This window comes from Catellatospora sp. NPDC049609 (assembly GCF_040675365.1).
Classification (GTDB): Bacteria; Actinomycetota; Actinomycetes; order Mycobacteriales; family Micromonosporaceae; genus Catellatospora.
Window position 1 is genome coordinate 14852 of sequence record NZ_JBFAOU010000102.1, and the last position, 12593, is coordinate 27444.

A 12593-nucleotide genomic window follows, 5' to 3' on the forward strand; every position below is an offset into this window, starting at 1 on the left:
TTCGAGGGAGGACAACCCGGTGTCGTCGGAGTTCCTGTGGGCCGTGCGCGCCCAGCCCACCCGCGGCCCGAAGCCCGCACTGACGCTGGACCAGATCACCGACGCCGCGCTCGCCGTCGCCGACAGCGAGGGCCTGGCCGCCGTATCCATGCAGCGCGTCGCGGCCGACCTCGGCTTCACCAAGATGTCGCTCTACCGGTACCTGCCCGGCAAGGCCGAGCTGGTGGCGCTCATGGTCGAGAAGGCGGTCGGCGCACCACCCGACGTGGACACCGGCGACTGGCGCCACGCGTTGCGCGACTGGTCCCACCGGCTGCTGGCGGCATACCTGCGCCACCCATGGGTGCTCGAAGCGACCGTCGGCCCCCGCCCCCTCGGCCCCAACGAGCTGGGCTGGATGGAGTGCGCCCTGTCCGCCCTCACCGGCACCGGCCTGTCCGGCAGCGAGCGCCTCGACACCATCGCGGTGCTGGCCGGTCACGCCCGCATGATCGCCCAGCAGGCCGCCGCCTCCCGCACCTCCGAAACCCAGCTCACCACCGCCGTCGCCACCGTGCTGCGCGAGCACGCCGACCGCTTCCCCGCCCTCGCCGAGACGGCCGCCGCCGCGGCCGTCGACGGCGGCCGGGACCAGGCCTTCACCTTCGGCCTCGACCGCATCCTCGACGGCCTCGCCACCCTCATGACCACGAAAAGGGTGCCGTCGCCGTCCCACGGCGGCGCACCCTCCGCGTAGCGGGCGGGCACCGCTCGGCGCGTCCCGGCGCGCCGAGCGAGGGTCAGCGCACCGGGTCGGTGGTCCACCCGGACTGGTCGACCGGCTCGGCGATCGTGTGGAGGTCGGGCTCGGCCAGCACCTGGGCCCGCCGATAGAGACCGTCCAGACCGGGCACGCCGAGCAGCGTCCGGGTCGCGTCGTCGGCCGCGACCAGCGTCAGGTACGGACCCGGGTTGTCGTACACGGCCAGCGCCTTTCCACCGCCCGGCAGGTCCTGCCGGATCGCGGAGTGACCGTCCAGGGTGGCGTTGGCGTGGTCGCCGGTCCAGCCGAAGCCGGGGATGATCGCGGCCACCGCGACGGTGAGCGTCCCCCCGGCCGCTCCCCTGCCGTCCGGGCAGTAGTCCCCCGCACTGAAGGCGAGCGCCGCCGACCAGCCCACCTTGGACCGCTCGGTGACGGTCGTGGCGACCAGCCGCAGGTCCGGCGCCGGATGCGGCACGAGCAGCGGGAATCGCAACGACTCGGCCCCGAAACGCAGGTCACCCGCCACCTTGGCCAGCGCCGCCAGCTCGGCGGCCGCGTCGTCCCCGCCGTCGGTGAGATCCTCGCCGGCGATCTCCGCCCACGCGCCGGGAGCGTACTCCCAGCGCAGCCGGCCGTCCGCCCACTGCGCGGGGCGGCCGCCGACGGCCGGCACGACCTGCGGGGCAGAGGAGGAGGCGCCGAAGTGGCGGGGCGCGAGTCCCGCGGCCGCCGAGCAGTCCTCGTGCGGCGCCGCGCCCTGCGGGAAGAACGTCACGACGACCTTGGCGCCGGTGCTCCGCGTCGGCCGCCCGGCCTCCATCGTGTACGCGCCGCGCCCACCGGCCTGGACGATCGTGGTGCGGTGCACCACCCCGTCGGGCAGCCGGCCGAAACGCGCGAACCGCACCAGCGGGTCGAACGAGACCGGAGCCTGGGCCGGCGGCGTCGCGGTGAACGGGACCGCGGCGACGGGCGGATCGGCGGGGGCAAGCGGCCCGGCGGTCGCCGGTCCGGCGGTCGCCGGGCCGGAGGCGGCCGGCTCACCGACCGCGCCGGCGACCCGCACCACACCAAACGCCGCCAGGCCGACGACCAGCAGGGCGGCTGCGGCCAGCCACGGCGCGACCCGGCTGCGCGTCGCGGCGCCCACCGTCCCGCGGCCGACCGCATCGGCGGCGATCGAGGTCGGCGCCACCCCGGCCACGGCGACCGCGTCGGTGCCGCCGGGCTCCGGTCGAGCCGGTGCCGCGGGCGGGGCGGCGCAGGGCGACGGCTGGGCGGATGGCTCGGGGTGCTGGCTCATGACGGGCTCCGGGCTCGGCGGGGAGGTGGCGGACCGAACGGCCGCCAGCTTTTGAGCAATCGCTCAAGAGGCACGATAGCGCTTCTTGAGCGACCGCTCAAGTGCCCGTTCACCAGCGCCGACAACGGATCCAGGCAGGTCGGAATCGGAACTGTTTCACCATGCGGCGGCACGGGTAACGTCGATCACATGCCGTTGCGGATAGAGGACTACGCGGTCATCGGTGACACCCAGACCGCGGCGCTCGTGGGCCGGGACGGCTCGATCGACTGGCTGTGCCTGCCCCGGTTCGACTCGGGCGCCATCTTCTCCGCCCTGCTCGGCACGCCGGAGCACGGCCGCTGGCAGATCGCCCCCGCCACGCCGGTCCGGGCGGTGCGGCGGCGCTACCGCGGGGACACCCTGGTGCTGGAGACCGAGTTCGACACCGACGAGGGCACCGTGCGGCTGATCGACTTCATGCCGCCCCGCGGCGAGGCCGCCGACGTGGTACGCATCGTCGAGGGCGTCAGCGGCCGCGTGCCCATGCGGATGGACCTGCGCCTGCGCTTCGACTACGGCCACGTGGTGCCCTGGGTGCGCCGGCTCGACGCCGACCTGGTCGCCGTCGCCGGGCCGGACGCGGTGTGGCTGCGCACCCCCGTCGCCGTGCACGGGGAGAACCTGGCCACCGTCGCCGACTTCAGCGTCGGCGCGGGCTTCCACGTGCCCTTCGTGCTGACCTGGCGCGAGTCGCACATGCCCACCCCGCACCCGGTCGACCCGATCGTGTCGCTGGAGGGCACCGTCTCGTACTGGCAGGAGTGGATCGCCGGCTGCACCTACGAAGGGCCCTGGCGCGACGCGGTGGTGCGCTCGCTGCTGACCCTCAAGGCGCTGACCTACGGCCCCACCGGCGGCATCGTCGCCGCGGCGACCACCTCGCTGCCCGAGGAGCTGGGCGGCGTACGCAACTGGGACTACCGCTACTGCTGGCTGCGCGACGCCACGATCACCCTGCAGTCGCTGATGTACTGCGGGTTCGTCGAGGAGGCGCGGGCCTGGCGGGCGTGGCTGCTGCGCGCCATCGCGGGCGACCCCTCCAAGCTGCAGATCATGTACGGCGTCGCGGGCGAGCGCCTGCTCACCGAACGGATCGCGGACTGGCTGCCGGGCTACTGCGGCAAGCCGGTGCGCATCGGCAACGCCGCCTCGGAGCAGTTCCAGCTCGACGTGTACGGCGAGGTCATGGACGCGCTGCACCAGGCCCGCAAGGCGGGCATCGAGCACGAGCAGCCCTCCTGGGACCTGCAGCTGGCGCTGATGGACTTCGTGTCGGACAACTGGACCCGGCCCGACGACGGCATCTGGGAGGTGCGCGGCGGCTCGCGGCAGTTCACCCACTCGAAGCTGATGGCCTGGGTGGCGGCCGACCGCTCGGTCAAGGCGGTCGAGCAGTTCGGCCGCACCGGCCCCGCCGACCGGTGGCGCGCGCTGCGCGACGAGATCGCCCGCGACATTCTGGCCAACGGCTTCGACGCGCGCCGCAACACCTTCACGCAGTACTACGGCTCGGCCGAGCTGGACGCGTCCCTGCTGATGATGCCGCTGGTCGGCTTCCTGCCGGCGACCGACCCGCGGGTGCGCGGCACGGTCACCGCGATCGAGCGGGAGCTGATGCAGGACGGGTTCGTGCACCGGTACACCCAGCGCCCGGAGTCCCAGGTGGACGGCCTGCCGCCGGGCGAGGGCGCGTTCCTGGCCTGCACGTTCTGGCTGGCGCAGAACTATGCGCTGATGGGCCGGGTCGGCGAGGCGAGCGAGCTGTTCGAGCGGATGCTCGACCTGCGCAACGACGTGGGCCTGCTGGCCGAGGAGTACGACCCGGACGCCCGGCGCCTGGTCGGCAACTTCCCGCAGGCGTTCAGCCACGTGCCGCTGATCGACACCGCCCGCCACCTGGCCGCCGCCGCGGGGCCGACGGAGAACCGGCCCCGCGAGTGAGTCAGCCGCCGACCGGCCGGAAGTAGTGCTTGCCGCCGTGGAAGGCGACCTTCTTGCCGATCACCGCGCCGTGGTTGTCGGCGGTGCGGAAGTGGATGCCGGCCCAGACCCGCGCGTCGACGATCTCCTTGCGGGCTTCGGACAACCGGCTGAAGCTCCGGGTGGTGCCGGTGACCGCGTTGAACCCCGAGAACGCGACCTCGTCGGTGCCGAAGAAGTCGGTCAGCGCCCAGGTCCAGGCGGAGACGTTGCACGAGTGCCCGGAGGAGTGCTCGTACCACGGCGGGGTGTCCAGCAGCGGGGTCCAGGCCGGGTCCGGCTCGGTGGCCGGGTTGCCGTCGCTCGCGGCCTCGCGGATCGCGGTCACCGGCCGCCAGGACTTCCAGTGCGCCTTGTCGTTGTGGCAGGCGATCACGGCGTCGGCGGTGGCCAGCCCCACCCGCGCGAACAGCCGCGCGGTGTCGGGCGCGGACAGCCCGTGGTCGGTGGCGAGCCCGCGCAGCATCGCCTCCTGCGGCACGGCCGCCCACCACCGCGCCGCGTCGGTCTGGTCGGGCGTACGCGTGCTGCCGGTGCGGGAGCCGACCGCCTTGACCTCGTTGAACTCCTCGGCGTACGCGGCGGAGGTCAGCGGGTTGGGCCCGTCGGACCGCAGCGCGGCCGCGCTCGGGATGGTGAACGGCGTGACGTCGCCCGCCCACGGCGCGGGGTCGATCGCGAACGCGGGCGGCGTCGGGCGCCACTGGCCCGGTGCGGTGCCGATGACGACGTCGACCGGCGCGCCACGGCCGTCGTCCTGCCGGGCCGCGATCATCGCGGCGGCGGCCTGCTCGCCGTCGTTGATGCCGCCCAGCTTGGCCGGGCCGTCGGGCACGGCGGCGAGCGCGGTGTCGTACCTGGCCTGCAGCGCGGCGCTCTGCGCCGGGAACAGGTGGGTCAGCATCCGGAACGCGGCGGTGGCCGCGGCCGCGTCGATCGAGTCGCCCGGCTGCGAGTCGACCTGCACCAGGTATGGCGTGTGGGTGCGGGCGATGCCGTTGACAGCGTCGTAGACGGCGCCGTGCACCATCGCGCGGTGGATCAGCGCGACGTGCGGCACGAACGGGCCCGAGTTGCGGATCGCCTCCTCGGTGTGCTGGTTCCACACCACGACGGCGTTGGGCGGGGCGGCGCCGACGGCGCGGGCCGGGACGGACGTGCCGGCCGGGAGCAGCACCGCGGCGGCCGCGGCGAGGGTGGCGAGCACTGCACTGAAACGGGGACGGAGCCGCATGTTCTCTCCTGGGGACGCGCGTGCCCGCCCGTGCGGGCCGGCAGGGGACGTGTCCATTGTGCAGGCGTTTGATGCGGAAACGAACGAACCGGCGCGCGATTCAGCGGAAAGTGTGCAGGTCAGCCGGACGCCTCGCGCAGCGCCCGCACCGCGCTGCGCAGGCACTGCGCGAGGCAGATCGCCTCCAGCGCCGTCATCACCGGGCGGTCGAGGACGAACTCGTACGAGTCCGGCTGGAACGTGAACACCCCGGTGGTCGGGGTGATCCGCGCGAACGGCCGCCCGGCCGCGGCGAGCTCGAACCGCCGGTCCGACCAGATGCTGGTCTTGAGCACCTCCACGGTGTGCCCGTTGGCCAGCGTGGCGACCGCCCCGCCGAGCGGCCGCCACATGCTCAGCCGCAGCTCGACGACCCGCCCACCACCGGGGCGGGTCACCTGGTAGGTCCGCGCCATCATGCCCCGCGCCACGCCCTCGGCCACCACCGCGTCGCGCGGGTCGAGGATCTCGAACCGCTGCCGCATCGTCCAGAAGTGGTAGCGCACCTTGGCGACGGTCTGCCCGTCGGCGAGCATCACCGGCGACGTCCCGGTCTGCAGGAGCTTGTCCGGCAGGTGGAGGGTGCCGGCGAACGGTTCGCGAAGGTCCATGCCACGGGAGGTTACGGGATCCGGACAAGGTGTACGGGCCGCGGCACAGCGGCGCTCGCCCGGATCGGTTACCGTCGTCACATCGATGCGACACAGTCGCCATAGGACGATCGGAGCCGGCCCGGTGCCCTCCCCTGCTGATCCGGGCGAGCCGCCCGCGCGGCGGGACGGACCCGACCGGGAGATGGTCTCGTTCGTCGCGGTCAGCCTGCTGAGCCTGGTCACCGTGCTGGCCCAGGGCGTGCCGGAGACGTTCCTGGGCTGGTTCGGCGCGATCGTGGGCGCCCTGGCCGGCGGTGTCGCCGCGCAGTCGGCGGTGGTGGCGCGGCTGCTGGACCGGGGCTTCGACGTGGTGCGGGTGCTGCGCACGGTGCGCTGGGAGCGGGTCCGCTGGGTGCTGACCATGCTGGCGCGCCTCACCCTGGGGCTCGCCGTCTGCCTCGCCCTGGTGCTGGCGCTGCCCAGGGCCGTGTCCTGGGCCCGGCTGGAGCTCGACGGCTGCCCGCCGCCGGTCGCGCTGCGGCTGGCGACCACCGCCGAGCAGCTGCCGACCGCGCGCGAGCTGGCCGACGCGTTCGCCGAGCACAGCGACGGCGGCCACGGCTGCCGGGCCGCCGCGATCTTCGTGTACGCCGCCGACCCCGCGCTCACCGCCGAGGCCGTGCGGCTGGGCTGGGGCGCCGAGCACCTGCTGTCCCTCGGGCCCCGGCCGGAGCTGTGGCTGCCCGGCTCGACCCACTTCACCGCGGACCTGTCCGCGCTGCCGGTCGCGACCGAGGTGCGGCCGGTGGCGGCGACGCCCATCGTGCTGGCGCTGCCGCCCGAGGGCACCGAGGTGGGCGCGGGGCCGCGCACCCGCACCTGGGCGGAGCTACTGGGCGCCGGCGAGCGGTTCGGCTGGTCGGTGGCCCGACCCGACCCGGCCGTGTCGCTGACCGGCCACCTGGCCACCCACGCCATGTACGCGGGCGGCCTGCCCCCGGTCGACCTGGAACGCCGCCTCGCCCAGGGCCTCGATCGCGGCGGCCTCCCGCTCGGCGACGAGCTGGACCTGCTGTGCCGGCACGCGGCGGGCGGCACGACCGCGACCGGCCTCGTCGTCACGGAGCAGCAGCTGCTGCGCTACCAGCGCGATCGGGAGCTGGGTGACCCGTGCACCCCGGGCGGGCGGCGGCCGCCGCTGCGCGCGGTGTACCCGTCCGACACCCTGGGCCTGGACTTCCCCGCCGTACGGATCGGCTGGCCCGACGCGTCGGCCGAGCAGGACGCGCAGGCGCGCGCCTTCCTGGACTGGCTGGACACGCCCGACGGGCGGGCGGCGCTGGCGGCGGTCGGCCTGCGCACCGCCGACCGCGGCAGCGACCTGCCCGCCGTCGAGTTCGTCAGCGCCCCGCCGCCCGGCGACCAGCTCGCCGCGACGCTGGACGCCTACGAGCGGGCCCGGCGGCCCGGCCGGGTGCTGCTGGCCCTGGACACGTCCGGCTCGATGGCCGCGCCGGTGGCCGGGACGGGCCGGACCCGCTACGACGTGGCCGCCGCGGGCATCGCGGACGTGCTGCGCCTGCGCGGGCCCGCCGACGAGTTCGGCCTGTGGGCCTTCCCGCGCGTGGGAGGGGCCCGCCAGCTGTTCCCGATCAGTGCCGACCCGCTGACGGCGCAGCGGGTGGAGACCGTGCTGCGCGGCATCCGGCCGCAGGGGCCGACCCCGCTCTACCGCACCGTCGCCGACGCGGTGCCCGCGGTGCGCGCCGACACGAGCTCCGTGCAGGCGCTCGTGGTGCTCACCGACGGCGAGGACACCGGCTCCGGGCCGAGCCGCGCCCAGGTGCTGGACCGCATCCGGGGTCAGGGGGTCCGCGTGTTCGTCGTCGCGGTCGGCGAGGCGAGCTGCGGCGGCGCCGTCGCCGAGCTGGCCGAGGCCACCGGCGGCACCTGCCGGCAGGCGAGCTTCGACAGCCTGCCGGGCGCGGTCGCCGACATCTTCTCCCTGCTGTGGAAAGGGGCGTGACCATGACGGGTGCGCTGCTCGGCGGCGTCCGCGCCGAGGTCGGCCGGCATCGCACCACCGCGGTCGGCGTCGCGGGGCTCGCGGTGGGGCTGGTGGCGGGTTACCTGGCCGCCGTGGTGCTGGCCGCGCCCGCGCCCCGGCCGGGCGCGCTGGAGCCCGGCGAGCTGATCGTGCTCAGCGGCGCCGACGAGAGCACCGGCGGCCAGCGGCGCGCGCTGATCGAGCAGTGGAATGCCGACCCCCGGTGGCCGGACGCGCGCCTGGTCGAGGTCGGCGGGGGCGCGGACGCGCACCGCGCCGAGATGGTGCGGCGCGCCCAGGCCGGCGGGGGCGGCGTGGACGTGTACAACCTGGACGTCACCTGGACCGCCGAGTTCGCCGAGGCGGGCTGGATCCGGCCGCTCGACGAGTCCGCCACCGACACCTCCGGCTTCCTCGACAAGCCGCTCGCGACCTGCCGGTACGACGGCAGGCTGTGGGCGCTGCCGTTCAACACCGACGCGGGGCTGCTGTTCTACCACGAGGACCTGACCGGGCCGGAGCCGCCGACGAACCTGGCGGGCATCCGCACGATCACCAACGAGGTGTTCGCCCGCCCCGGCGGCCCGCCCGCCGGGCTGGAGGCGGGCTACACCGGCCAGCTGCGCGACTACGAGGGCCTGACCGTCAACGCACTGGAGGCCATCTGGGCCGCGGGCGGTGACGTGGTCGACGGCGACGGCGAGGTGGTCGTCGACTCCCCCGCGACCCGGGCCGCGCTGACGCAGCTCGCGCTGGGCATGACCGAGGGCAACCCGCGGGCCGTGCTGCCCGCCTCGCTCGGCTTCGACGAGCGGGCCGGCACGCTGGCCTTCCAGGACCGGCGGGTGCTGTTCATGCGCAACTGGCCGGTGGCGTACAGCCAGCTCGTGTCGGCCGAGGCCGGGGCCGCGCCGCTGCGGATCGGCACCCAGCCGATCACCGACTCGGTGCTCGGCGGCCAGAACCTCGCCCTGGCGGCGGGCACCGACCAGCCGGAGGCGGCGCTGCGGCTGGTCGAGTTCCTGACCGGTGAGCGCAGCCAGCAGCTGCTGTTCGAGCGGGGCGGCTTCGCGGCCACCCGGGAGCTGGTCTACCGCGACGCGGGCGTGCGCGAGTCGTTCCCGTACGCCGACGATCTGCTGGTGGCGGTGCAGGCGGCCCGGCTGCGGCCGGTCACCCCGCGCTACGCCCAGTTCAGTGAGGTGTTCCGGCGCGGAGTCGGGTACGCGCTGCGCCACGGCGGCCGGCTGCCGGACGGGTTCGCCGACGCGCTGCGCGCGGCGCTGTCCGGGTCGCCGGGCGGCCCGAGGCTCCCCTGACCGACGAGCCCCGGGCCTGTTCATCCAAAGAAGACCTGGCAGGGCCGGGACTCCCCTGGAGGAGCCCCGGCCGGGCCGGTCACGCCGGCGGGGTGCCCCAGGAGAGCACGCCGCCGAGGTAGCCGGGGATCGCGGGCGCGTCCGCGAACGCGGTGTTGGTGCCCCGGCTGTAGTCGTTCGCCTCGTTGAACGCGCTCCAGTCGGACTTGTGCACGCGCAGCTGGATCTCGCCGGTCGAGGCGCCTGCGGCGAGCGTGCCGCCGGTGAAGGAGACCTCGATGTACGTGTCGGCCCCGGCCACCGGTGTCGCCAGGTTCACCACCGTGGTGCGCACGTTCGCGCAGCCGACCTGGGCCCAGTCGCAGTACACGGTGACCCCGGCCGAGCCGTCCCGGGTCAGGTAGTACCGGGCGGTGACCGTGGTCAGGCCGACGGAGCCGGTCGAGCTGTTGACCACCTGCAGGCCGGGGCGGATCGCGTTGTCCGTCGCCGAGCCGTCGTTGTTCTTGTAGCGCACGGTCAGCCCGCTCCCGGTCGGCGCGGGCAGCGTGGTCGCGGTGAGCGGCCCCGCCGCGACGGACTGGTCCCCCGCCGCGTTGCGGGCGCGCACCGTGTACGAGTACGCCGTGTTCGGGCTCAGCCCGGTGTCGGTGTACGACGTCCCGGTCACCACCGCGACCTGCACGCCACCCCGGTACACCGCGTAGTCGTACGCGCCACCCGGTGCGGGATCCCAGGTGATGGTGACCGAGCTGCTCGTCGTCGCGGTGGTGCGCAGGTACGCCGGCGGGTTCGGCGCCACCACGTCGCCGGGCTGGGTGGTCCCGGTGACCGCCGCCGAGGCGGCCGAGATGTTCCCGGCGGCGTCGCGGGCCCGCACGCTGTACTGGTACGCCGTGGCCGGGGTGAGCCCGGTGTCGGTGTAGGACGTCGCGGTCGCGGTGCCCAGCAGGGTGCCGCCCCGGTACACGTCGTACCCGGTCACGCCCACGTTGTCGGTGGACGCGTCCCAGGCCAGCGCGACAGTGGTCTGCGTGGTGGCGGTGACGCGGGCGTTGGCCGGCACCGTCGGCGCGGCGGTGTCCACCGGCTGGCCGCCGACCAGGTAGTCGGTGGTCGCGTCGAGGTAGGTGGCGACCCAGACCAGCGGCGCGTTCCAGTTGACCGTGTTCTCCTTGGAGCCCCACGCGTCGGGCGCGGTGTTCTTGGCCGCGTACGACTTCGCCGCCGGGCGGCCGGTGGGCGTGGCCGGGTCGTTGATCAGCTCGTTGTTCGGCCCGCCGGACAGCCAGCCCTTCGGGTAGGCCAGGCCCGGGTACTTGCCCCACGCCCAGCGGTCGTGCAGGTCGGTCTCGTGGAACTCGCCGTACCCGGTGACGTAGGACAGCCGCATGGCGTTGTTGCCCATCAGGTAGTCCATCGCCCGGTTCATCGCCTTGAGGTAGCCGAGGCTGCCCGACACGTCGAACGCGACGCCGAGCACCAGCATCCGGTTGGCGATGAACGAGTTCGACCCCCACGGGTACGCCGACGCGCCGCTGATCAGCGACGGGTAGCCCTCGCCGCCGAGCGTCGTGACGATCTGGTCGGCGAAGCCGCGCACGTTCGCGCGCATCGCGGCCAGGTCCGCGGCGGGCAGGTCGTTGGCGACGCTGACCAGCGAGAGCGTGCCGGTCGCGGCGACCTCGGCCCAGTCGAACTGGCCCATCTCGCGGTAGTGCGGCGAGCCGGTGACCGCCGTGCGGTAGCCGCCGACCGCGCTGTCGGACCGCTTGAGCGCGGTCAGGTAGAGCTCGGCCGCGGCGGCGTACCGGTCGTCGCTGTTCTTGGTGTCGCCGTAGTCGCCGCCGCCCTCGGCGTCGGAGGTGGTGTTGTAGTCCACGTTCGGCTGCGCCTCGGCCCGCGTCCACGCGTCCTTCGCCGACGCCCACAGGGTGGCCGCCCGCGCCGCGTCGTACGGCGCCAGCACCCGCGCGAGCTGCGCGTTGGTTCGCGCGACGGCGTACGTGGCGTTCGTCGACGGGCCCATCGCCGACCGGGCCAGCCCGTTCTCGGAGTCGACCGAGGTCACCGGGAACGCGCTCCAGGCGTGGTTGTGCACCTTGTGCGAGGCCAGGCCGGTCGACGGCAGCAGCCCGGACATCCAGCGCGAGCCGAACTCGACCTCGTCCAGCAGGTCGGGGCGGCCGTTGGTCCGCTCCGGGATGGCCAGCGACCCGTCCGGGTACGCCGACGGCCGCCGCTCCAGCAGGTTCAGCAGCGTCCAGGCCGACACCGCGTGGTTGACCGCGTAGATGCCGAAGTCGCCCGCGTCGGCCCACGAGTAGCGCACGTTGAGGCGCTGGCTGCCGCACCAGCTGTTGAAGCAGGGCACCGACTCGTCGCCGGGGTGCAGCGCGGCGTGCGCGTGCCCGGCGTTCTGCAGGAACTGCCCCTCGACGGCGGCACCCATGCGGTGGAAGTAGAAGTACTGCATCGCCTCGCGGCCCAGGGCCGGGTAAAGCGAGCTGGCCGAGATCAGGAACGGCACGCTGGTGCCCGCGCCGTCGACCCACAGCACGTAGCTGCCGGGCGTGGTCAGCGCGCTGAAGTCGGCCTTGTGCACGGTGTCGCCGGAGGCCCGGTCGCTGCCGTACACGCTGGTGGTGCCGGAGGCGACGACGGCCCCGCCGGAGGCCTGGCGCACCTGCCAGGCGCGGGCCCCGCCGGAGACGACCACCGTGGCGATCTTGTCGGCCCCGGTGAGGTAGCCGATCTGGTTGACCCGGACGGGGCTGGTGTCGACGTCGGCCGCGGCGGGCGCGGACGGCAGCAGGGGGAACAGCAGGGCGGTCACGGCTGCCGCGGCGACTGCCACGCGCGCGTGCCGGGGGGTGGGGCGTCTCATCGGTGGCTCCTGGGATCGGGGAGGAGTCGTGGCGGACGGTGCCGGCCGCGCCGCGACCGGGTCGGCCGGCGGAGCGCGGGCGGCCCTGAGCGGGGCGGACTCGGCCGGGTGGGTCGAGCGGTGCGGTGAGGGGCGGACGGGCCTCGGGCGACGTGGCGCCCTGACGGGCCGGCCGGCGGCGGGGAGGGGACCCGCCACCGGCCGGTGTGTCGCGGTGCTCGGCGCGGCCACCGGGCGGGTAGCCGCCCTGCCGGCGTCCGAGTCCGGCGCAGGGCCCGTCGTCGTCGATCGCGCGCGCCTGTCGTACCTGCGTACCGGCGCGACACCCCCCGAGGAGATCGTCGCCGCGGCCGAGGCCGGCCATCCTCGGGCCGGACACCGCCGTCGTCGTCGGCCGCGGCGAC

8 protein-coding genes and 1 pseudogene are annotated in these 12593 nt (G+C 74.9%); 5 read left to right on the top strand and 4 right to left on the bottom strand.

What is annotated here, in order from left to right; genetic code table 11:
- Positions 1-19: 19 nt before the first annotated feature.
- Positions 20-736 carry a TetR/AcrR family transcriptional regulator gene (locus AB0J67_RS25230; RefSeq protein ID WP_363485914.1) on the top strand — a complete coding sequence of 239 codons (717 nt, stop codon included), beginning with the start codon at positions 20-22 and terminating at the stop codon, positions 734-736.
- Between the two features lie 43 nt (positions 737-779).
- On the opposite strand, the gene AB0J67_RS25235 is transcribed toward AB0J67_RS25230, so the two are convergent.
- A complete protein-coding gene (locus AB0J67_RS25235; protein WP_363485915.1) occupies positions 780-2048 on the bottom strand; it encodes a hypothetical protein in 1269 nt (422 codons plus the stop codon).
- 189 nt (positions 2049-2237) lie between these two features.
- On the opposite strand from AB0J67_RS25235, the gene AB0J67_RS25240 reads away from it, so the two are divergent.
- The gene (locus tag AB0J67_RS25240; protein WP_363485916.1) at positions 2238-4031 is read left to right on the top strand and encodes a glycoside hydrolase family 15 protein; all 1794 of its coding nucleotides are present in this window, start codon (positions 2238-2240) and stop codon (positions 4029-4031) included.
- Between the two features lies 1 nt (position 4032).
- On the opposite strand, the gene AB0J67_RS25245 is transcribed toward AB0J67_RS25240, so the two are convergent.
- Positions 4033-5304: a vanadium-dependent haloperoxidase gene (locus AB0J67_RS25245; RefSeq protein WP_363485917.1), complete on the bottom strand. Its 1272-nt coding sequence runs from the start codon at positions 5302-5304 to the stop codon at positions 4033-4035.
- 119 nt (positions 5305-5423) lie between these two features.
- The gene (locus AB0J67_RS25250) at positions 5424-5954 is read right to left on the bottom strand and encodes a hypothetical protein (RefSeq protein WP_363485918.1); all 531 of its coding nucleotides are present in this window, start codon (positions 5952-5954) and stop codon (positions 5424-5426) included.
- A gap of 124 nt (positions 5955-6078) precedes the next feature.
- Here AB0J67_RS25250 and AB0J67_RS25255 point away from each other — a divergent pair, with 124 nt between their 5' ends.
- Together AB0J67_RS25255 and AB0J67_RS25260 are read left to right on the top strand one after the other, a co-directional pair.
- Positions 6079-7962: a substrate-binding domain-containing protein gene (locus tag AB0J67_RS25255; RefSeq protein ID WP_363485919.1), complete on the top strand. Its 1884-nt coding sequence runs from the start codon at positions 6079-6081 to the stop codon at positions 7960-7962.
- Positions 7963-7964: 2 nt separating this feature from the next.
- Complete coding sequence (locus AB0J67_RS25260) at positions 7965-9302, top strand: extracellular solute-binding protein (protein WP_363485921.1); 1338 nt, start codon at positions 7965-7967, stop codon at positions 9300-9302.
- A 79-nt stretch (positions 9303-9381) separates the two neighbouring features.
- On the opposite strand, the gene AB0J67_RS25265 is transcribed toward AB0J67_RS25260, so the two are convergent.
- Positions 9382-12189, bottom strand: a complete 2808-nt coding sequence (locus AB0J67_RS25265; protein WP_363485920.1) for a glycoside hydrolase family 9 protein — start codon at positions 12187-12189, stop codon at positions 9382-9384.
- A gap of 214 nt (positions 12190-12403) precedes the next feature.
- Between AB0J67_RS25265 and AB0J67_RS25270 the strand changes: the two are divergent.
- Positions 12404-12593: pseudogene (locus AB0J67_RS25270) on the top strand (hypothetical protein); the annotation flags it as partial.